We start from the raw sequence: 22059 nt of genomic DNA on the forward strand, positions 1-22059 counted from the left end.
CAGCGATCTCTCTATCTTAGCAGAGGCTTGACCCTAACGCCCCATCTCGTGAGCCAATCGTTGAAGGTCGGATTGACGAGGCGGCTAGTGTAAATCGTAAATGGGGCGTCGTTGATAAGCGCGCCGTAGGTCTGAAGGCGCAGTTGATATGACGAGTCAAGCACACTCACTCCCGTCTTTATTTCTCCAAGACCGTTCCCAACCGTTGCATCGTATACCGTCCCAATTGGGACGCCCCTAGCTGTGTATTTAGCATCGCCTACTATGATTTTGAAAGTCGCGCTCTCGATTTGAGCTCGGGTCGGCGTGAACGAAACTTTCCCAGTTGAGCCTAAAGCATCGAGCTGCTCGACCTCCGCCAATTGCCCGGCCTTAAGCGCGGGCGGCACCGCGCTCGCTGCGATTCTGGCATTTTGAGGTGCCTGCTGCGCCAATATCCGGGCAATCAGCTTCCTCAGCCAGTCATCGCCGCCATCATCCCCGCCGCCGGCCCCGCCCGCTGCCGCTGCCACCGGCGGCTGGTTGCCGTTGCCTTGACCAGCGCCGCCGGCATCGGCCTGAGGATCCTCGGCGACGAGCCCGTAGGGGTCGACCCAATTCAGGGGGTCGTTACCGACATAGGCATAGAGGTTTGAACCACCCGCAGATCCCAGCGGGTCGGTCTGCAGGAAGCGGCCGAGCGCCGGCGAATAGATGCGGGCGCGGAAGTCGTAGAGCCCACCCGTCTCGGCATCGATCCGCGCGCCGGTGTAGCGGAACGTGCCGGAGGTGGTGCCGCTCGCGCCATAGGGCAGAAAGCCGGCCTTGGTCAGCGCGCCGGTCGAGGAATCCTGCGTCGCAACGATCGATCCCTGAACGTCCGGCACGAACGTGGTGCGCGTGCCGGCGGCGACATTGGCCTGGGTCAGGACGTTATTGGGACCGAGGCCGAATGCGTACCAGCGCAGGATCGCGCCGCTTGCGCCGTCGTAGTCGATGAGCGCGCGGCTAAAGGGATCAGTGACGGTGATGATGGTCGCACCGCCCACCGTCTTCGACTTGCGCCGCCCCTGCGCGTCATAGGCGTAAGTGGCGACCGTGGTGGCGGGCGCCGCGCAGGTCCCGCCGCCGATCGCAGCGATCAGCCGGCTCTCGGCGTCGTAGCAGTAGGTGAAGCTGCCGTCGGAGGTGAGATTGCCGTTGCCGTCATAGGTCGGCGCGATTGAGCCGACCGCGGTATATTGATCGAGACTATTGCTGGTGTAGCTGACGGTGCCGGGCGTGGCGGGCGGATAGGCCAGGAACGAACTGTCGGTGGCCGATTGGCGGATGCGCTGGTTGGCGGCGTTGTAGCCAAACGAGAAGGTCGCGCTGCCGGCAGCGGGCGGCGCCTGCGGCTGCACCGGGCTGAAACTGGTCGCTGTCAGCCGGTTCACGGCGTCGTAGGAATAGCTCATCGCCGCCACCGCGCCGCTTGCCGGCGCGGCGATCGCCGCGCTGGTGTCGCTGACGCTGGTCAGGTGTCCCGCGAGATCGTAACCGTAGCTGACCACCGCGGCCGGCGACGGCGGCGTCTTGGTCTTGAGCCGGTTCAACGTGTCATAGCCATAGCTGATCGTTGCGCCGGCGCGGGTCTTGCGGGTCAGGACATTGCCGTCGGCATCGTAGGTCAGCTGCTCTGTGCTGCCGAGCGGGTAAGTCGTCGTGCTCAGCCGGTCGAGCCCGTCATAGGCGAAACTGGTGACGTGACTGTTGGCATCCGTCTGGCTGCCGACGAGGCCGTCCGGCGTATAGCTTTGTTGGAGCAATGGCGCGGCCTGCACCGCCGGATTGCTGACGCTGACGGGACGGCGCATCGCGTCGTAAGCATAGAGTGTCACACGTCCAACCGGGTCAGTGATGCTCGCCAGCTGGTCCACCTGGTTGTAGGCAAACCTAGTCGGAGGATTGCTGTTGGCATCGGTCAAGGTGGCGATCTTCCCTGTCGGGAAATAGGTCGCGCGGACAGTGCGAAGGATATTTCCGCTCGCCGACTGCTGGGTCGTCAAAACATGGCCGTCGGGATCATAGCCCAGCGAGGTGACCAGGCCGTTAGGAGCAGCGGATGTCGGCGGTGAGGTCGTCGCGGTCAGGCGCCTCGCAGCGTCATAGGCATAGGCCGTAACGTTTCCTCTGGGATCGACTGCGGAGATGGCGTCGCCTCGATCATTGTAGGCAAACGACGTCAGTTGGTTGAGGCGACCTGTGCCTGCATCGCGAAGGATCGACGTCTGATTGCCGGAGCCATCATAGGTGAACTGCGTGAGTACGCCGAGCGGATCAGTCGCGGTCAGAATCTGACCCACGCCATCATAGGTAAAGCTGTTGCGGGCATTGAGATGGGGTGAGCCGCCAAAATCCGAGATCAAGTTCTGCAGATTTCCCCTGCCGTCATAGCTCATCGACGTGACCAGACCGAGCGGATCGGTGATGCTCGTCGGCTTGCTGAAGACGAGATCGTAGGTGAGCGTGGTCGTCAGGGGTAACAGCGGCGAACCGGGCTTCGCCGTCTGCTTCACCGTGATGACGTTCTGCTTGAGGTCGGGCGAATAAGTGAAAGCCGTCGTGCCCTTCTCCGGTGCCGTCGACAACACCAGTCGATCCTGACCGTCATATTGGTTCGAGAAGACATTGACATTGCCGTTGCTCTGAGCGGTGTCATTGAACACGTCGCCGAAGGCCGCGTTCAGGACGAAGGCGTCCTTGGTGATCTTTCCTCGCGAGGTCTGATACGTGATTTCGCGATTACCAAGAGTGTCGACGATCTCGCTGCGCGAGCCAGCAAAATAGAAGCTCCAGCTTTGGTTGTTCGCATTCGCCTGCCGCACCACCCGGCCGAGGCCATCATAGGAGTTGGTTACAAATGGCACTCCCGGATTCGACGGGTAGAATACCTGGGTCAGGTGGCCGGCCGTGTCGTAGGCACCCGACATGTCGTAGGAGTAGCTGGTTATGAAACCGAGCGGATCGGTCATGCTGGCGAGATTGCTGCCTGAATAGGCATAGCCAACGGAACGCTGACCGTCGGATACGGCGGTGAGACGGCCGCCGACGTAGGAGAGGTTCAGTTGCCGGCCGAGATTGTTGGCAATCCTCGCGAGGTTGCCGGAGCCGTCGTAGTTGAACGCGAGTTGGATGCCGTTTGGCCAGGTCCACGATGAGACGGGAAGGCTCCGCCCCCCACTCGCGGTCGGCGCAAAGGTGAGAGCGATCCCTTCCTTTGTCGTGTAAGCGTAAGATGTCGGATTACCCGTTCCAGAGCCGGTGCCGGTCAGCGTGATGGACGATCCGAGCGGCTGGTTGTAGGTCAGCGAGGTCGCGCCGTCCGGATGCGGCAAGGCGACGTATTGCTCAACCGTGTCTGGCCGCTTGATCACGGCTACGTTGTTCGTCAGTTGATCGGTGAACCAGTTGGCGACGATCCAGGACAGGGTCAGAGATTGCGCGCTTCGCGCCGACGTATTCAGGAGATCGTGCAACACGTAGATGGCCACAATCGCAGATGCACTGCTGATCGGCGACGTAGCCCCCATTCCCGCGTAGGGATCGCTATCCGCCGTGGCGGAGAGATTGTAGTCATGTGTCCATCCACGCCCCAGTCCAGCATCGACTAGATTCGAGGACGACAAATATGTACGACCAAATGACAGCGCGTAGGGGAAGGCGCCGCTGCCCGTCGTGAGGTCGTTGTGCAGGTAAACGTTGGCGCCAGTAATTGCGTCGATGGGTTCGTTGGTCAGCCTGTCGCCCTGGGCCGGCGCAGTATTGACCAGTGGTGAAACCTGGTTGTTACCAGGAGGCGGCTGCATGGTGTTGGCTGTGTTCGGCACCAATTGCGCCGTCGGAACGGGAGTTCCCGTGAAGCCGCCGCTCAGGCCACCGCTGATCTTTTGCAAGATGCCAATCGATGTGCTGGTCTGTGTGATGACCGTATAGCCTGCCCCTTTCCAAAGACCGACCGACATAGCGCCGTTGATTGGCGCCAAGACCTGGCTTTGGGTCGGGGTCGGGCTTGCCGGCGGAGGGCTAGCCCCAGTGACCGCTGTATCGATTGCCGACAGATCCGCCGACGAATAGCCGATGCCCGATTGCTGAAGCTGCGGCCTGATTGTGTTGATGTAGTTGCTCTGCCCCGTCGCCGTGGTGCCATCTGCGAAGAACGTCTTGGCTCCCGTCGCTGCGTTCTGGTCGACGAGTGCTACCGTCGAGGCTGCCACCATGCCGGGAACTGGCGCTTGGGTCTGCTCGAGGACCGCCGACTCAAATGAACTCGACGTCCCTGAGTCCGTGAAAAAGGCGCCGACGATTCCTGTGGGAAATGGGCATCCCGTGCTCGGCCAACATGTCTGCGGTCCGATCGCCAGCGCATTCATGGGCAGATCGACATAGGGACCTTGATTGCCGGTCTGCTGAAGGGCCGTTTGCGCGGTGATACCGATCCCGTGATGGTATTGAGTGGTCACTTGGCCGAGGGCATCGCCGATTGCCTGCTGCGCTGCATTTTCGGCAAGCCAATTATAGCTGATGACTGCGAGGCTCTCCCCGAGGATCGGCTCAGATGCAGGATTGGCGCCGGGAACAGCGAGGGCTTGTGCGAGCAACAGCTGGTGCTTAGCGACCATACCGCGGCCGACCCGTCCCCAGCCCGCACCGATGAGATAGGAGCCGCCCGCGTTGGCGGTCAGCGTTTTCGACTCGTTGTGGCCGGCAGAGGCGTAAGGATGAGTGACCGACGCATAGATTGACCAAGGCGTCCCGGATGCCGCTGAAGACCCGGTATTGGTGCCGCTTGTCGGCGCTGCGCCATTGACCAGCAAGGCCGGAATGTAATTGCCCGAAATCGAGGGATCCGGCGTCGAGAAGACGGTAATACGTTGACCATAGGTCTGGTCGGAATAGAGAACGACGGTCTGAGCGGTGGCGGTACCGCACGATTGCTGGGGGACGCCCGGCATGGAGATGGCAAGACACGTTCGATACGCGTTCGGAACGCTAGATCCCCAATTCTGGGGAAAACCAGAGGGCTGAGTGGTCGCTAGATAAGGGAGACTGGTTCGGCGGATCGGCGATCCCGTCAAGGGGATGATGCTCTTCCCGCCGACGACGTCATTTGGCGTGTAGGCTGGATTGTTGGATTTTATGTACGCGACCAGATTGTTGGCATACTTCGTCAAATCTGTGCGGACCTGCGCCCGGTTGATGTTGGAAATCGAAGTTGCGTCGATCGTGCCTCCCGCATCAGCAAGAAACTGCGACTGGGTATAGCCGAGGATCGCCGGGAGATTGTTGAGGCCTGCAGAGACGGTATGCTGTTTGAAGCTCGGGTCGAATACATAATTTGTAGCGCCGATCGTGACTTGCACCCAGACATGCGCAACGTCGAGGCACAACAAACCGCCATTGCCGCTATCGACGACCCCACTGCCGGGCCGGAGCGGTATTCCACCGTTTGCCAGTACATTGACAATGGCATAGGCGTCATTCTTAACGCCCAGCCACCCGGCCGCAGATGCGATTGAAGTCGTCGTGCAGGGCGACGGCGGTATCGTCGAGCCTGTCACCGTGATATAGCCGTAAATGAAGCTTGTTTGGGTAATTCCAGACGCATTGAGCAGGGCGACAAAAAGCTGCGCCTGATCAATGTCATTGCCTCGTTGATCGAGCAGAGTGCCGAGCGCACCCTTGTTACTGCCAAACAGCGGCTCGTATTCGATATTGTTGTAAACGTACTCGTAGATCAGATCGATATTGCACTTTAGCGAGCTGGCAAGAGCCGTGATCTCGACAGGCTGGAAGGGCGAGGAGGCGCAACCAGCAGGAGCGCCAGAAAGCTGAGCCTGCAAGCTGCTCGTCGTTGCGTTGGCCTCGGGTTGAGCAGGCGCCGCCTGGCTGGCTTGCCCAGCGGCAATGCGACTGCGAAGGATGCCGTCAGCTTCCTCGATGGAAACAGGACCAAGGGTCTGCAGGACATCAGCCTTCGCTGGTACAGATACGAATGCCGTGAGGACGAAAAGGCAACCGGCGAATATCGTAGACCTATGGATGGCGGAGCTCCCGCAGTCTGCTGCGAAAATCCAGCCGAGATCGATGCGCGACTTTTTCATTTCGAATCTCACAGGTAAGGTCCGGAAGTCAGAGACCAGACGATGCTACGAGCGGGTTCGCGGGACAGCATGCCCCAGTTCAGCAATCATCCAACGTGCTGGCGTCAATCAGACGCCACTTCGGAGCAGGAAACGCGCGCATGGCCCTGACATATGCACGTTTTTCTCCGGGACGCCTCCACAAGCGGCCGCGGCCGTCCGCGGCGCATTCCTACAATCCCCACTTCGCCCCGCCGCTGGCATTCCAGTTGAAACATCCCCAGACGCCCGTAGCACCTGCGGCCGTCACATTGATCGTTTCCGAAAGCCGATTCCCATTGGCGTCATACGTGTAGATGATGCAGACGCCGGTATCGTAGCTCGCGGTCGTGACACGACCCAATGCATCGTATGTATACGCAACCGACCCGTTCGCCGCTTGCCCGGGATGAATCGCCGTTAGCGATAGTCCCATAGCCAAGATGCCCGGAGCAAAACGCGCAAGACGGATCGATGGAAATTGCATGAACATACCCTCGTTCGCACGCTGGTCACAAACCCCAGCAAGGATGGCGCTTGACTGACACTCGCAGCGATCAAAGCGAGCCTATATCGCGCAAGAGCCGATTGACAATCAAAAACTGTAGATTGAAATGATACATCTTTAGGCTGCTATGTTGCTTGTCGTTCGAACAGGCGATTGCGCTGGGCTGCAGGACAATGCGCTCGTTCTCCTGTCGATCTTCTCACCGAGCGCACCATCCCATCAGAACGCATGACAATTTAAAACTGCAATGTGTCTTTGAAACATCCTTATGGCGAACCTATCGTTATGCTGATATACGCATCGAAGCAAGATGCAACTGATAGGGAATTCAGATGATCCGGAGAACGTGGTGCGCTTTGTTGCTTGCGATGACCTTTGGCGGCAACGCCGTTGCGCAGAATTGCTCGATACCCAACAATCTGGCAAACGGGACTAATGCCGACGCAACGCAGGTTATGGCCAACTTCAATGCGCTGGTCGGCTGCGTAAACGGCGACACTGCTCGGCAGAATGCGTTGCTGGACCGCATCTATCTGTCGAAGACGTACGGAGGCTACCGCAGAGTGATCAACGCCTTCGCGGATGGCTATAAGGCCGGCGACGGAATTGATTCAGCTAACTCAACGAACTACACTTTAAATTCGGCAGTCGGAAACGTTGCGCCCAGCTCTTCCTTCGTTGTGCAGGCACCTTCCACGGTAGACACGTCGTTCACGTTCGCCAGCGGTGGCGCGGCCCAAGCCCAACTCTATGATGGCAACGACGCGACGCCGGCGGCTGACGGCAATGGTCTTACGACAAATACGCATGCGGCCTATGACTTCGGAACGCCAAAGGAGATTCGTCGGGTCCGCGTGATTACTGCTCCGTCTTCAGGATTTTCGAACACGGCTGTCTTCAATATTCAGTACAGTGACACCAGCCTGACCGCCGGAATGACAACGGCGGACACGATCACTGTGAATGCCGGCACGGCACAGCTGACTGTCAAGGACATCGCCAGTGCCGGAGCGCACCGCTACTGGCGGATTATGTATGCGTCCGGAACCGCCAGCGGCAATGCCTGGTTGGGCGAGCTTTCATTTTTTACAGGGATCCCTGCCAACCCCATGACGCTCGTGACGTCAGCGCAAACAGCAGATGGTGCCCTTAGCAATGCACGCGTCCTAATGGAGTACGATAATTCGGCGTTCCCCACCCTCAACACCGATTTGACGGCCGAAGTGACCTGCGACAACGGTGCACATTGGGCGACGGCTACGCTGTCCTCCGTCTCAACGCATGCGCAGTCAAATCATTACGTGGCGGAAACGGCAGATACTACGTGCTTCGCCGGCACGGTCTTCGCCGCACGCATCAAGACATTCAACGCCAAGAACATCCCGATCTACGGCATGTCGTTGTCCGTGCATTAACTCAGATCCTTCGAACAAAAAGCCCGGTCCGCCAATGGCGACCGGGCCTTTTACTTCGTCAGCTCGAACAGCCCGCTCAGGCCGCCTTCGACACCAGCTCCTCGCTCTCGATCAGCTCGGTCCCGATCAGATAGTCGCGGCAGCCGCGCAGGGAGCGCAGTGCGCGGTTGAAGTCGATGCCGGTCGAGACCAGCGCATGCAGCGTGGTCGGGTTGCGGACGATGCCGCGCAGCACGGCGGCGAGATCGATCTGGCCGTTCGGCTTGATGGCGGCGCGGGCGAGCGCCGGCAGGGCGCGGTGGGCGGGGTCGCTGATGACGCGGACCGCGGCAAAGGGCAGCCCGGCCTCGGCGGCGTAGGCGGCCGCGATGTGGCTCTCCATGTCGACGGCGAACGCCCCCGTCTCCGAATGCAGCGCCGCCTTGCAGGACCGCCCGGTGACCACTTCCTCGGCGCCGGCGAGGCTGCCGCGCACCACACGGCGCCGGCCCGAGGTCAGGCGCTCGATCAGGTCGTCGCCGAGCGACAGGCCGGCGGCCCAGCGGGTATCGCCGGACAGCACCTCGGTCGCCAGCACGACGTCGCCGGACCGCAGCGTCGGGTCGAGCCCGCCGGCCACGCCGAACGAGATCACGCCGCGAATCGTCTCGGGATCCACCACTGTCAGCAGCGCCCGCAACTGGGTCGGGCTGCTGGATGAACAGATGACCGCCATTCCGGGCCCGGCCGCAATGCGGGCCTCCTGAACCAGTCCGGTCACGATCAGTATTGGCCGCGGGTCGATGGTATTACCCGCGGTGAAATAGTCCCCCGTCCCCAAAGTCACATTCCGACCCCTACCACCCTGCTGTTGGTGTTCCGCAAGTTCCGATACCGCGCCAACGCCCACAGCGGAAAGAACTTCGGGTAACCATGATAACGTAGATAGAATACACGGGGGAAGCCTGTGGCGGTGTACCGCTGCTCGTCCCACAGTCCTTTTTCGTTCTGTGTTGCAATCAGGTACTCCACCCCGCGGGCGACGGCCGGGTGATCAACCTCGCCTGCCGCCATCAGGGCAAGCAAGGCCCATGCCGTTTGCGAGGCCGTCGAGGGGGCGGCCTCCCATCCCCGGTAGTCCAGCCGGTAGCTGACGGCGTCCTCGCCCCAACCGCCGTCCTCGTTCTGGATCGAGGCCAGCCAGGCGGCGGCTTTCCGGATCATGGGATCCTTGTGGTCGACGCCGGCCATGTTGAGAGCGCACAGAACCGACCAGGTTCCGTAGATGAAGTTCATGCCCCAGCGGCCGTACCAGGACCCTTCCGGGTGCTGGGTCTTCCTGAGGTAAGCGACGCCGGCGGCCACGTGCTTGCTGGTTGTCGCGGTTTCGCCGAGCTGCGCCAGCATCGAGATGCAGCGCGCGGTGACGTCCTCGGTCGGCGGATCGAGCAGCGCGCCATGGTCCGAGAACGGGATGTTGTTCAGGTAATATTCGAGATTGTTGACGTCGAAGGCGGCCCAGCCGCCGTCGTCGCTCTGCATGCCCTCGATCCATTCGCGGCCACGGGCGATCGCAGTGTCATAGCCGGCGACGCCGTGCTCCCGGCGCATGCGGTCCATCGACATCACCACGACCGCGGTGTCGTCGAGGTCAGGGTAATGGGCGTTGTTGTACTGGAAGGCCCAGCCGCCCGGACGCACGTCGGGCCGCTTCACGGCCCAATCGCCCTTCACCTCGAGCTCCTGCTTGGGAATCAGCCAGTCGAGGCCACGCTTGGCGGCCGGCACGGCTTGCGCATCGCCCGCCTCCAGCAGCGCGTGGGCGGTCAGGGTCGTATCCCACACCGGCGAGACGCAGGGCTGGCAATAGGCCTCGTCGTCGTTGATCACGAGCAGCTTGTCGATGCCCCGCCGCGTGATCGCGCGCGGCGGGTAGTTCTCGTCCTTGCCGAGCGCGTCATACATCATGACAATGTTGGCCATCGGCGGATAGATCGCGCCCATGCCGTCCTCGCCGTTGAGCCGCTCCTCGATGAAAGCGAGCGCGGCATCGATCGCGCGCTTGCGCAGGCGCTTCGGAAACAGCGGCTCGATCACGCGCAAGATCGCATCGAGCGAGCGGAACAGCAGGAACCAGGCCATGCTCTGGTGCGGCGCCTTCGCGGTCATGCCGATCGAGCGCGGATCCTGGAGAAACAGCTCGTCGATGCCGACGCCCTTCGGATTCTTCGCGCGCGGCTTCAGCGCGGCGATCACCATCAGCGGCACCATGGTGGTGCGCGCCCAGTAAGAAATCTTGTTGAGGTGGAACGGCGACCAGAACGGCAGCAGCACGATCTCGATCGGCAGCACCGGCACCGCGCGCCAGGTCACGACGCCGAACGTCGCCAGCAGGAAGCGCGTGAAGACGTTGCTGTTGATCGCACCGCCTCGGGCATGGATCGCCTCGCGCGCGCGCACCATGTGCGGCGCATCGACGGAGTCGCCGATCATCTTGAGCGCGAAGTAAGCCTTCACGCTGGCGCTCATGTCGAACTCGCCGTCGTGCACCAGCGGCCAGCCGCCATGGGCTCCCTGCACGCGACGCAGGTAATTGCCGATCTTGGCTTCGAGCACCGTGTCAACGGGCTCTGCGAGATAGTGGCGCAGCAGGACGTACTCGGCCGGAATCGTGCAGTCGGCCTCGAGCTCGAACACCCAATGACCGTCGGGTTGCTGGAAGCCGAGGACGCCTTCCCTCGCCGACGCAATGCTCGATTCCAGGGTCTCGCGGCTGGTCGCGTTCACGGAATCCATGTTGCTCGATTGCTCCGATAGTCGATTGAAATTTGACAGGGACATCTGCCCGTCAGGGCCGCTGTGCGGCCAGAACCAGATCGGCAGCGCGATCGCCGGACCGGACCGATCCCTCAATGGTTGCTGGCAATCCCGTAGCAGTCCAGTCGCCGGCAAGGAACAGGTTTTTCAGCGCAGTGACCGGCCCTGGACGCAGGGCATTCTGGGCCGGTGTGGCGGCAAAGGTGGCGCGGCGCTCGCGCACGATCTGCCAGGGGGGCAGCTCGCCGGAGACACCGCCCGCCTTGCAGACGTCGTTCCAGATCGCCTGCGCGAGCTCCTCGCGCGGCATGTCGACCAGCCGATCGCCATTGCTGATGGTGACGGAAAGCCGGTTCGGGAACGCGAACAGCCATTCGACCACGCCGCCGATCACGCCGAGGATCGGCGCCGAGCCCGGCGGTGGCTCGAAGCGGAAATGCGCGTTCACGATGGCGCGGAATTCGGTCGGCGCCTTCAGTCCCGGCAACAGGCTCGTTGCCGCGCGCGGCGGCACCGCCATCACGACGACATCGCCCTCACCGATCTGGATCACATCCTCGCCGCCGAAATTCAGTGCGCCGACCTTGCCGTCGCTGGTCGCAAACGCTCGCAGCTCATGGCCGAGCTGGACCGCGTGGCCGCGCTCCTGCAAGAACTTCACGGCAGGCTCGATCAGCACCGCGCTGAGACCGTCGCGCGCGATCAAGGGACGGCAGGCCTGCCCGCCCGCGAGCAGCGTCTCGCGCACGATCGCGCCCGCGAGCCCCGCCGAGCCCTCGGGCGGATCGACGTTGAGCGCCGCGAGCAGCAACGGCTGCACCAGACGCTGGTAGAGGATGCCTTCGCAAGGAATGGACTTGCCGACCAGCGTCTCCTCCGACGCCCAGATCAGCGGCGCCAGCTTCAGATAATCGGTGAGGCCGGTGTCGGGAACGCGGCGGCTCTCGTCGAGCACCCAGGTCGGCCACCGGCCATCGCCGAGATCGATCTGCCAGCGCTGCCCGGTCTTGATATCGACGAACGGAAACTGCGCGCTCTCGGGGCCGACGAGACCCGCCTCGGTACCGATCGCGCGCGCATAGGCGCGCGCATGGCTGTTGCCCGACAGCAGCAGATGATTGCCGTTGTCGATGGTGAGATTGGTGGCGCCGTCGAAATAGGAACGGCAGCGGCCGCCGGCCTGGTGCGTCGCCTCGTGCACGGCCACCTTGAAGCCGGCATTGGCGAGCCGCACAGCGGCGGAGAGGCCGGAAATTCCAGCACCGATGATGTGAGCTGTCTTTTGCATCAGATGAAAGCGTAACGGAGCAGGATCAGGATGCGTGTGATCTTCGACACACGCACCGGCTCGCGCGGCGCGGTGAAGCCGCGCGCGATCAGCAGGTCCAGAATGGAATGATAGTATTTCGACATGATCCGCGGCGCGCGCACCGCGCGACGCTTGTTGCGGTTCATGATCTCGTCCGACTTCTCGAAATGCACCTTCGCACGCTGCGCCAGCGGCAGGCAGACCTTCGGGAGCGCGCGCTCGGCGATCACGCGGTCCGGATCAGTGGAGGTGATGCCGGCATGCAGCAGCGCCTCGCGCGGCAGATACAGCCGTCCGAGGCCCGCATCCTCGTCGATGTCGCGCAGGATGTTGGTGAGCTGCAGCGCGCGGCCGAGATGGTGCGCGAGCAGGATGCCGTCTTCCTCGGGCATGCCGAACACCCGCACCGACAGCCGCCCCACGGCGCTGGCGACACGGTCGCAGTAGAGATCCAGCGTCGCCATGTCGGGCGCGCGGATGTCCTGCGGCACATCCATTTCCATGCCGTCGACGATGGCGAGGAAGTCCTCGCGCTTGAGCCCGAAGGCCTTCACCGAGGCGACGTAGTCCTTCAGCCGCGGCGGCGGATGGCCCTGATAGAGCGCATCGATGTCGTTGCGCCATTGCTGAAGTGCGGCGAGCCGCTCCTCCCGCGGGCCGTCGGAATCGGCGATGTCGTCGACCTGGCGGCAGAAGCTGTAGATCTGGAACATCGCTTCGCGCTGGTCACGCGGCAGGATGCGCATCGCGGCATAGAACGAGCTGCCGGATGCGGCCGAGCCGTAATTGGCGCCGGGCGTGGTCGCCTCAAGCGTCATGTGCAGTCCCCGGTCTGGAAATGGCCTTGCGTCCGATCGCGCGGCGGCCGACTTCGCCGATCATCCCGGCGAGGCTGAGGGCGAGCAGCTCGAACTTGTTCAGATGCACGCGCTCGCGCAGGGGATCGCGCACCTTCAAGAGGCGCACGATGCGGTCGGCATAGGCCTGGATCACCGAAATGTCGACGCCGAGGCGAAAATCCCTCACCTCCGCGCTCAGCGACTTGCTCTGCTTGAGCAGCGCTTCATTGCGCGCGGCAAGCGCCTGAAGGCAGGCCAGCATCGCCGGCGGTGACTGCGCAAGCCCGAGCTGCTCGACCGAGGCGCCGCTCGCGGCCAGCGCATCGCGCGGCAGATAGACGCGGTTGAGCTCGCGGAAATCCTTGCCGCAATCCTGCAGGTGATTGTTGATCTGGAGCGCCGCGCAGAGCGCGTCCGATGCGGCCCAGGTCGAGGTGCTCTCGCCGTGGACGTCGAGCATGAAGCGGCCGACGGGCATCGCCGAGTAACGGCAATAATGGATGACCTCGTCCCAATTCTCATAGCGCAGCTTGGTCACGTCCATGCGGAAGGCGATGAGCACGTCGAGCGCATGGCGCGGGGCCATGCCGCGCTCGGCCAGCGCGCGGCGCAGGGTGACGGCTTCGGCCTGGGTGTCGCCCTTGCCGAGCAGTTCCGCCTCGAGCAGGTCGAGATAGCTAAGCTTCTGGTCGGGCGGCAGCGTCGCGTGGTCGGCGATGTCGTCGGCGGTGCGGACGAAATTGTAGTAGGCCAGGATCAGGGCGCGATGACGCGGATGAATGATCCAGGACGCGACGGGAAAATTCTCGTCGCGGTCACCCTTGCCGGATCGCAATTCGCTCGCAGAGGTCATCGAGGGCTGGTTTACAATCGTTTGGACAGGAGGGGCTTTTTCGCTCGCGCGGGCCCGTGCCGGCGATGCCGCCGCGGCCCCCATATAGGGGAATACGGCCGCAAAACCAATCCTGTCTCTCGATGGCTGCCCCTTGCGGATCGGGCCCGGAAAGGCGGCCCACGGGCCGCCTTTGTGGGCCAGTGGCCGAGCTTACTGGCTGTGGTTCTTCAGGACCTGGTCGCAGGCCTGCGAGATCTTGGTCCGGTTCTCCTTGAGGCAGGCCAGGATCGTGAAATCGCCCTGATCGATGACCGGACGGCAGAACTTCTGCACGTCGCGCGTGCAGGCCTTCTGCTCGGCGTCCGTGCCACGCCCTTGCTGAGCGAACGCCGCCGTCGAAAGGGATGCCGACAGCAGGGTAAGAGCGACGAGAAGATTACGCATTGTATTCCTTCATTCTGACGGCAGAATCGTACCGGACCCGGCTGCACAGGGCGAACGACCGGAGCGGATTGTTCTGATGGCAAGTCGCCGCAGGAGTGGCGGCCCAGAGAAGGCACAAGCACCGGCAAATGCGGCCAAATTGGCACCGCACGCGCCGAATCAGGTCTTCCCTGCGCCTTCATTCGCAGATGTAAGAGGTTGATACTACGTCATAATTCAGAAGATCTGCGTTTTACTGCATACCTGTTGCAGCGCTGCATCTGTCCGGCTTGCCTTTCCCGCCGGAAACATGCCGAAACATGGCAAATCGGGGGATCAAGCCTGGCGCGAGGCGTCGTGACCCGCCATCTCTGGCGGCCAGGCTTTGAACCTGACCCTGGCTCGAAGCACTAAACTTTCGATGTGGCGAGACGTTCTCAATGGGTAAGCGAACGTCGTTCCAAAACGGGATATTTGCGATGAAATTCTTTGGGCGATCTGGATTGGCAATCAAGGCGGCCGGCATCGGGGCGGCGCTGCTCTTCTCGGTTCCGGCGAGCCATGCTCAGTCGTCCGGACCGTTTGCCGGTTTCGACGGCGCGTGGACCGGCACCGGCACGGTGTCGTTGTCCGACGGCTCCACCGAGCGCATTCGCTGCAAGGCGGACTACAAGGTGGGCGGCAGCGGCCTCAACCTGAAGCAGGCGCTGCACTGCGCGTCCGACAGCTACAAGTTCAACCTCACCAGCGACGTGACGAGCCAGGGCGAGCGCATCTCCGGCAATTGGAGCGAGTCCAGCCGCAACATCTTCGGCAATCTGCAGGGCACCGCCGGCGGCGGCCAGATCGACGTGTTCGTCGAGGCCAACGGCTTTGCCGCCAACCTCTCGCTGCGCACCAACGGCAGCAAGCAGACGGTGCAGATCAGCTCCAAGGGCGAGATCCGCGGCGTCAACATCACGATGACGAAGGGCTGACGCCCTTCCCGCTGCGAAAGGATACAGCCTCCGGCTCTCGCGATCCGGGGGCTCTTTGCTGACTCGGCCATTTGGAGGCCTTCAAGGCTGCGCCGGAGGCGGCGCAATCGCCGCCCCGCTTCTGCTGAAGCTCCACGATCGATCTATCGTGCCGCATAGCGCATCCTCGGCCAAAACTCCGGCGCGGTCGTCCAGACCGCGCCGCTGCATGTCCGATGGACAAACCGCTCAGATCGCGGGCTTGTCGGGGCCCTGAAGCCTGGCGTGCAGATTGATCAGCCACATCGCCGTCGGTCGCAGGATGAAGAGGTCGGCGACGAGGGCCATGACCATCGAGAAGGCGCTGAGCCAGCCGAACAGCCGCAGCGACGGCAGGTCCGAGAACACGGTGACGACGAGGCCGCAGGCCAGCACCACCGTCGTCAGGATCAGCGCCGGACCGACCAGCACCGTCGCCCGTTCCACCGCAAGCGCCGAGCCGACGCCCGGCTTGCTCTCGAGCCTCAAGCGATTGAGGAAGTGGATGGTCGCGCTCAAGCCCAGGCCGAACGAGACGGTGAGCGCGACGACGCTGGCGAATTGCAGGCCCTCGCCCATCGCCCACAGCACCGTTCCCGACATCACCACCGGGAAGATGCCCGGCAGGATGCAGGCGAACATCACCACCCAGGAGCGGAAGGCGAGGCCGATGAAGATCGCGACCAGCGCGAATTCGACGGTAAGGCCGTGGTTCAACTTCTCGATCATGTTGGCCGAGTTGCGCGCAGCGATGGCGGCAAGACCCGTCACCGCAATCTCGTAGCCGGGATGCTTCTTGCGGACGGCGTCGAGCTCGTGGTCGAGCTTGTCGACGATCGGCAGGAGCTGGCTGGAATCCTTGTCCGGTACGCGGCCGGCGACCAAGACGGCATCCTGCTCGGCATCGATGAACCGCCGCACCAGATGCTCGGGGATGACGTTGACATATTCCTTCAACGTCGCGACGTCGGCGCTGCCCGCCTTCTCGGCCAGCCAGCGGCGCAGCGTCTCCAGCGACCAGACGTTGCCGACACCGGCCGACTTCTCCACGGTCGCATGCACGTCGGCGATGGTCTGGAGCGTCTCCGGCGAATAGAGCGTTTCGCCCTTGGGGAATGCGATCAGCACGTTGACCGGGTTGGCGCCGGTCAGCTTGGCGTCGAGCCGGTCGCTGGCGGCGACCGCCTGGCGCTTGTCCGGCACCTGGTCGGCGAGCCGGTAGCGCGGCTCCAGATTGCCATAGATGACGCCAAGGCCGCCAACGAACAGCACTGCGATCAGGCTGAACAGGCCGGGACGGCCGACCATGCGCACCGCAATCCAGTAGCAGAAATTGCGCAAGGCCTGGACGCCGGCATCTGCGCTCTGGAACTTGACGGCGAACACCTTCTCGTTGCGCACGAGCAGCACGCCAAACACCGGCACCAGCGACAGCACCGCGACCAGCGCGATGATGGTGGCGGCGAGCCCGGCCTCGCCGAACTTGCGGATCAGGTCGGAGTCGGAGAATTGCAGCGCGATGAAGGAAATGCCGGCCGTGCCGTGCGTCAGCACGCAGGCGGGTCCCACCACCAGCACCGCGTTCTTGAACGCGGTGAACTTGTCCTGTCCTGCGATCAGCCGGTCGCGCGCGGCGAAGGTGAGCTGCATCGAGTCCGAGAAGCTGATGACCATGATGAGCGGCGTCATCACGTTCAGGAACATGTTGAGGTTGAAATTGGCCCAGCCGAGCGCGCCGAGCGCCAGCAGGATCGCGATCATCGGCGGGAATGCCGCCGCGACCATGAACGAGATCTTGCGGAAGAAGATGATGGCGATGATGCAGCCGGCGAGAATGCCGAGGATGTTGTAGGTCAGCCCGTCGCGCTCGACCGCGTTGCGGATCTCGAGCTGCATCACCGGAACGCCGGAGAGCTGCACGTTGAGCCCGGTGTCGCCGAGGTCCTCCTTCATCAGCGCGCGGATGTCGCCGACGGTCTTGGTCAGCTTGTTGGAGCCGACCACCTCAGGATCGAGCGAGAGCACGATCAGCGCCAGCGTGCCGTCCTCCGACAGCAGCTTGCCGCGGATGATCTCGTTGTTCTTGACGGTCTCGATGAACTTGTCATAGGCGGCGCCCTCGGGGAGCTCAGCCGGGAAAAGTGCCGCCGGCAGCTTGCCCGGGGCCGGCGCCTGACGCGCCGAGAACAGCGAGACCAGTCCGCGCGTGCCATCGACCAGTTGCAGGTCGGTGACGAAATCGCGCAGCTTCTCGAGGTTGCTGCGCTCCAGCAGGGTCTTGCCCTCGACCACGACGAGGACGTCGAACTCCTCGGCCGGGAACTTCTTCGTCACCTCTTCATACTGCTTGAATTCGCGGGTGTCGGAACGGAAGAGCTGCGACAGCGAATCGTCGATCTTGATCCGGTGGATGCCGAACACGGCGCCGACGATCAGCGCCAGCAGGACGATGCAGGAGACGATCGGCGCCCGGACGGCGATCAGCCCGAGGCGCTCCAGCCCGAAGGCGATCGAGGACGCAGGTCCCTGCTCGACCTTGTCGACATGAACCTCATTCTCGCTGTGCTTTTCGAGCATGCCTTGTCCAGTTCCTAGATCGGCTCGGTGTTGAGAGCTTATTGCGCCCCGCGAACGGCTTGAAAACGCCATACCAATGGGAGGCTTGCCCTTTGAAAATGCGCGGAAAATCGCCGCGAGGGGTTTAGCAGGTCAACAGGTCTTCTCGCAAGCAGGCGAAGCGTGGCCGAATCGATCAAGAAGCGGCGATTTCGGGTCCCGACCGCCTATCATCCCGGCGACGCTGTGCCAATCTGGCGCGGCGCCCGGTCCGCGCTCTCGTCCTTCAGAGCCACGCCGGTGGTCTCCCGCGCGAGCCCCTCACGGACGAGCCAAGCGATCTTGAAGGCGGCCTCGTCGCAGCTCAACCCGGCGTGGTGGATGTTCGACACGCAATTGCGTTCGGCGTCGGTACGGCCGGGCTTCGGTGCGAAGGTCAGATAGGCGCCGAGACTGTCGGGCGCAGACAGGCCGGGCCGTTCGCCGATCAGCATCGCGACCATGCGCGCACCGAGAATGGCGCCGATCTCGTCGCCGAGCGCGACGCGCGCGCCCGATGCGACAACGACATGGCCGATCGCGACGTCATTCCCTTGCGCAAGCAATGGCACCAGGCGCCTCACCACGACCGCCGCATGGGCGTGAACCGCCGCCGCGGACAGGCCGTCTCCGATCACAATCGCGAGCTGGCACGGCGCCGAGGCGCTTCGTGCCAGAAGCTGCGCCGAGCCGGGTTCAAGCTGTCGTCCCAGATCCGGCCGCCGCAGATAGTCGCTGCGATCGGCCGCCCGGCTCCTCACTTCGGTCACGGCAAGCCCAAGCGCGCCGAGATCGGCGACCAGGCGCGGCACATTGAAGGCGGCATGCACGGCATCGCGCGCGCGGGCATGGTCCAGCGTGAAATCAAGCAGCGCCCTCGTCGGCAGGCTCGCGCCGCTGCGCCCGAGCGCGACGCGCGCGGGCGTGAACGCCCGCAAATCGAGGGTCGGTCTGCGCGGCGGAGCCGGATCAGACATGTCGCATCATTCGGCCGGAACGGCGGCCTCGCGCAGGCGGATCGAATAGTTCGAGGCGTTCTGCTTGCCGCTGGAGGCCGCGCGCGCAAAGGTGATGAGATGGTGCGCGATCAGCGTGCAGCCGATCAGGCCTTCGATGTCGCCGCGCTTGATGCGTCCCAGCGCGAACTTCCAGAACACGCGCCTGTAGTCGCCGAGCACGCCGACCTTCCAGAATATGTTGCGCAACATGACGAGGCCGCGCCGGATGTTCGGCCAGGTCTTCATCTCGTCCGGCACCGGCATCTTGAGTCGGCGCGCGTAAACATTGTCGCATTGATACTGATAGCGCGCGTAAACCTTCTCGGGCGCGTAGGCGACCGCCATCGCATGCTTCCAGGATGCGACGACCTCGTCATAAGGCAACAGGAAGTCGACGTTGGAATCGCGGCCGTCGTCGTCGACCAGGCGGCCCTCGCGCTCCAGACGGTCCCATAGCGGCGTCTTCGGCAGCGCCTGGAGCAGGTTGATGGTGAGCAGCGGAATCCGGGACTCCTCGACGAAAGCGAGTAGCGCTTCCGAGGTGTTCGGCTTGTCGGTATCTAGTCCCATGATGATGCCGGACACGACCTCCATGCCGTAGGAGTTGATGGTGCGCACGCCCTCCAGGATCGGGACCATCATATTGTGGTCCTTCTGCATCGCCTTCAGCGCATCAGGGTCGGGCGTCTCGATGCCGCAGAAGATGGTGACGAAATAAGCCTCGCGCATCTTCTCGAGGATCTCGGGCCTCTTGGCGATGTTGAGCGTCGCCTCACAGGCGAGACGCACCACGTAGCCGGTCCGCTTCTGCCATTCGATCAGATGCGGCAACAGGTCCAGCGCCGCCTTGCGGTTGCCGATGAAATTGTCGTCGACGAAATAAACCGTGTCGGTCATGCCGCATTCGCGCAGGCGATCGAGTTCGGCGATGATCTGCTGCGGCGACTTGATGCGCGGATTGCGGCCGTAGAGGCCGGGGATGTCGCAGAACTCGCACTGATAGGGACAGCCGCTGGAATATTGGATGCTGCCGAGGAAGTATTTCTTCACGTCGGCGAGCTCGTAGGCCGGGATCGGAAACTCCGTCATCGGCACGCGGTCCCTGGTGGTCAGCACCACCTGGGCCTCGGGACGCGAGGTGTCCCGCGACAGGATCTCGATCAGCTGGTTGGTAGCGTCGCCGAGCTCGCCGACATGCAGATAGTCGAAGGACGGATAATAGTCCGGGCAGGCGCTGACCGAGGGCCCGCCGAGCGCGACCGGCAGATCGAATTCATGGGCACGGCGGCAGATGTCGTTCATCTGCTGGCGCTGGATGTGCATGCCGCTGACGAAGACCGCTTCCGCCCATTCGAATTCCTCCTTCGTCGTGCGGCGCAGGTTCTCGTCGACGAATTTGACCTGCCACTCTTTCGGAAGGTAGGCGGAGATCAGCAGCAGCCCCTGCGGCGGCATGAAGGCGCGGACGCCGTCGGTCAGGGGATAGGAATGCTCGAACGTGCCGAAGGACGAGGTGTAGCGCGGAAACACGCAGAGAATCCGCCGGGACGTTCCGTTACTTTCAGCTCGCATCAAAGCTCCCCCGCCACGCTCGACCGATAGTGCGGAAATTGCCAGCCAGACACAGGGTAATGCTGTCGCCGGAATTTCTCAATATTGTGGCACAAGCATAATTCCGGGGAGCGCCGATGGTTTCACCGGATGGAGAGCTGGCCGGCCGCCTCACGCGATCAGCCGCGAGGCAAAATCGGGCAGCAGGCCTGCATCGCCGGCCAGACGGAAATCGGCGCCTGTAATTCCCGAGCGCACCAGCCAGTCGTCGAATTCCGGCGCGCGGCGCAAGCCGAAGACGTCGCGGACATAGAGCGCGTCGTGAAAAGACGTCGACTGGTAGTTCAGCATGACGTCGTCGGCGCCGGGGACGCCCATGATGAAGGTGACGCCGGCGGCGGCGAGCAGCGTCAGGAGGTTGTCCATGTCGTCCTGGTCCGCCTCGGCATGGTTGGTGTAGCAGATGTCGACCCCGAGCGGTAGGCCGAGCAGCTTGCCGCAGAAATGATCTTCCAGTCCCGCCCGGATGATTTCCTTGCCGTCATAGAGATATTCCGGGCCGATGAAGCCGACAACGCTGTTGACGAGCAGCGGGGCAAAAGCGCGGGCGACCGCATAGGCGCGCGCCTCGCAGGTCTGCTGGTCGACCCCGTGATGGGCGCCCGCCGACAGCGCCGAACCCTGGCCGGTCTCGAAATACATCACGTTCTGCCCGATGGTGCCCCGCCGCAGCGACAGCCCGGCCTGCTGCGCCTCTTTCAGGAGCGCGAGATCGATGCCGAAACTGCGGTTGGCCGCCTCTGTGCCGGCGACCGACTGGAAGACGAGGTCGACCGGCACGCCCTGCCCGATCAGCGACAGCGTCGTCGTGACATGGGTCAGGACGCAACCTTGCGTCGGGATCTTCAATCGCGCGATGATCTCGTCGAGCAGCCGCAGCAATTGGGCGATGACGGCAGGATCGTCACTCGCAGGATTGATGCCGATGCAGGCATCGCCGGCCCCCAACAAAATGCCGTCAAGGATCGAGGCGGTGATGCCCCTGGCATCGTCGAACGGATGGTTCGGCTGGAGCCGCGTGCTCATCCGCCCCTTCAGCCCGATGGTATTGCGGAAAGCGGTGGTGACCTCGCATTTCCGCGCCGCCAGGATCAGATCCTGGTTGCGCATCAGCTTTGACACTGCGGCCGCCATCTCCGGCGTGATGCCGGGCGCGAGCTTGCGCAGGATCTCGGGCGTTGCGGCATCGGACAGCAACCAGTCGCGGAAGGCCCCAACGGTGAGCGATGCCACCGGCGCAAAGGCGCTGGCGTCATGGCTGTCGATGACGAGGCGGGTGACCTCGTCGGTCTCATAGGGAATGACGGCTTCCTGGAGGAATTGGCCGAGCGGCACATCCGCGAGCGCCATCCGCGCCGCGATCATCTGCTCGGAGCTGGCGGCGGCAATTCCGGCCAGCCGGTCGCCGGAGCGCGGCGGCGTCGCCTTGGCGAGCAGGTCTCGCAGATCAGGGAAGGTGTAGGTCGTGGCGTCGATGCTGTGACGGTAGACCACGGGGGCCTCTCCGGGGGTTGGTCAGCCAACGGCCGACTCGAGGACTATCCTGAAACTATTCCTTCGGATCAAGGCGCTGAAATATCTTACCTTTCGTTCGA

The 22059-nt window shown here is 63.1% G+C and carries 14 protein-coding genes; 2 read left to right on the forward strand and 12 right to left on the reverse strand.

What is annotated here, in order from left to right; all coding sequences use genetic code 11:
* Positions 1–11: 11 nt before the first annotated feature.
* Together ACM42_RS14760 and ACM42_RS14765 are read right to left on the reverse strand one after the other, a co-directional pair.
* Entirely contained in the window at positions 12–6122 is a 6111-nt protein-coding gene (locus tag ACM42_RS14760) for an RHS repeat-associated core domain-containing protein (protein ID WP_271528603.1), read from the reverse strand.
* 211 nt (positions 6123–6333) lie between these two features.
* Positions 6334–6627: an RHS repeat domain-containing protein gene (locus tag ACM42_RS14765; protein WP_271528604.1), complete on the reverse strand. Its 294-nt coding sequence runs from the start codon at positions 6625–6627 to the stop codon at positions 6334–6336.
* Between the two features lie 380 nt (positions 6628–7007).
* Here ACM42_RS14765 and ACM42_RS14770 point away from each other — a divergent pair, with 380 nt between their 5' ends.
* Positions 7008–8063 (forward strand): hypothetical protein, encoded by a 1056-nt coding sequence (locus tag ACM42_RS14770; RefSeq protein WP_271528605.1) that lies wholly within the window; start codon positions 7008–7010, stop codon positions 8061–8063.
* A gap of 76 nt (positions 8064–8139) precedes the next feature.
* Here the strand turns inward: ACM42_RS14770 and ACM42_RS14775 are convergent, their stop codons facing one another.
* From ACM42_RS14775 to ACM42_RS14800, 6 genes are all read right to left on the reverse strand, one after another.
* Positions 8140–8889 (reverse strand): phosphorylase, encoded by a 750-nt coding sequence (locus tag ACM42_RS14775; protein WP_271528606.1) that lies wholly within the window; start codon positions 8887–8889, stop codon positions 8140–8142.
* On the reverse strand, positions 8886–10838 hold the full coding sequence (gene shc, locus ACM42_RS14780) for a squalene--hopene cyclase (protein WP_271528607.1): 1953 nt from the start codon (positions 10836–10838) through the stop codon (positions 8886–8888). Before shc ends, ACM42_RS14775 begins: the two co-directional genes overlap by 4 nt.
* A 52-nt stretch (positions 10839–10890) precedes the next feature.
* The gene (gene hpnE / locus ACM42_RS14785; RefSeq protein ID WP_271528608.1) at positions 10891–12147 is read right to left on the reverse strand and encodes a hydroxysqualene dehydroxylase HpnE; all 1257 of its coding nucleotides are present in this window, start codon (positions 12145–12147) and stop codon (positions 10891–10893) included.
* Positions 12147–12986, reverse strand: coding sequence for a presqualene diphosphate synthase HpnD (gene hpnD / locus ACM42_RS14790; protein WP_271528609.1), 840 nt, complete (start codon positions 12984–12986; stop codon positions 12147–12149). Before hpnD ends, hpnE begins: the two co-directional genes overlap by 1 nt.
* Positions 12976–13860 (reverse strand): squalene synthase HpnC, encoded by an 885-nt coding sequence (gene hpnC, locus ACM42_RS14795; protein WP_271528610.1) that lies wholly within the window; start codon positions 13858–13860, stop codon positions 12976–12978. The genes hpnD and hpnC overlap by 11 nt, the downstream gene beginning before the upstream one ends.
* A 192-nt stretch (positions 13861–14052) precedes the next feature.
* Entirely contained in the window at positions 14053–14286 is a 234-nt protein-coding gene (locus tag ACM42_RS14800; RefSeq protein ID WP_271528611.1) for a hypothetical protein, read from the reverse strand.
* A gap of 458 nt (positions 14287–14744) precedes the next feature.
* Here ACM42_RS14800 and ACM42_RS14805 point away from each other — a divergent pair, with 458 nt between their 5' ends.
* A complete protein-coding gene (locus tag ACM42_RS14805; protein WP_271528612.1) occupies positions 14745–15242 on the forward strand; it encodes a hypothetical protein in 498 nt (165 codons plus the stop codon).
* A 228-nt stretch (positions 15243–15470) separates the two neighbouring features.
* Here ACM42_RS14805 and ACM42_RS14810 read toward each other — a convergent pair whose 3' ends face one another.
* The 4 genes from ACM42_RS14810 to ACM42_RS14825 form a co-directional block, all read right to left on the reverse strand.
* Positions 15471–17837 carry an efflux RND transporter permease subunit gene (locus ACM42_RS14810; RefSeq protein WP_271528613.1) on the reverse strand — a complete coding sequence of 789 codons (2367 nt, stop codon included), beginning with the start codon at positions 17835–17837 and terminating at the stop codon, positions 15471–15473.
* 209 nt (positions 17838–18046) lie between these two features.
* Positions 18047–18832, reverse strand: a complete 786-nt coding sequence (gene eutC, locus ACM42_RS14815; RefSeq protein WP_271528614.1) for an ethanolamine ammonia-lyase subunit EutC — start codon at positions 18830–18832, stop codon at positions 18047–18049.
* Positions 18833–18838: 6 nt separating this feature from the next.
* Positions 18839–20425, reverse strand: coding sequence for a B12-binding domain-containing radical SAM protein (locus ACM42_RS14820; RefSeq protein ID WP_271528615.1), 1587 nt, complete (start codon positions 20423–20425; stop codon positions 18839–18841).
* Between the two features lie 150 nt (positions 20426–20575).
* Positions 20576–21958 (reverse strand): ethanolamine ammonia-lyase subunit EutB, encoded by a 1383-nt coding sequence (locus ACM42_RS14825; RefSeq protein WP_271528616.1) that lies wholly within the window; start codon positions 21956–21958, stop codon positions 20576–20578.
* Positions 21959–22059 lie beyond the last annotated feature (101 nt).

It is taken from the genome of Bradyrhizobium sp. CCBAU 25338, assembly GCF_028128965.1.
GTDB classification, from domain to species: Bacteria; Pseudomonadota; Alphaproteobacteria; order Rhizobiales; family Xanthobacteraceae; genus Bradyrhizobium; species Bradyrhizobium liaoningense.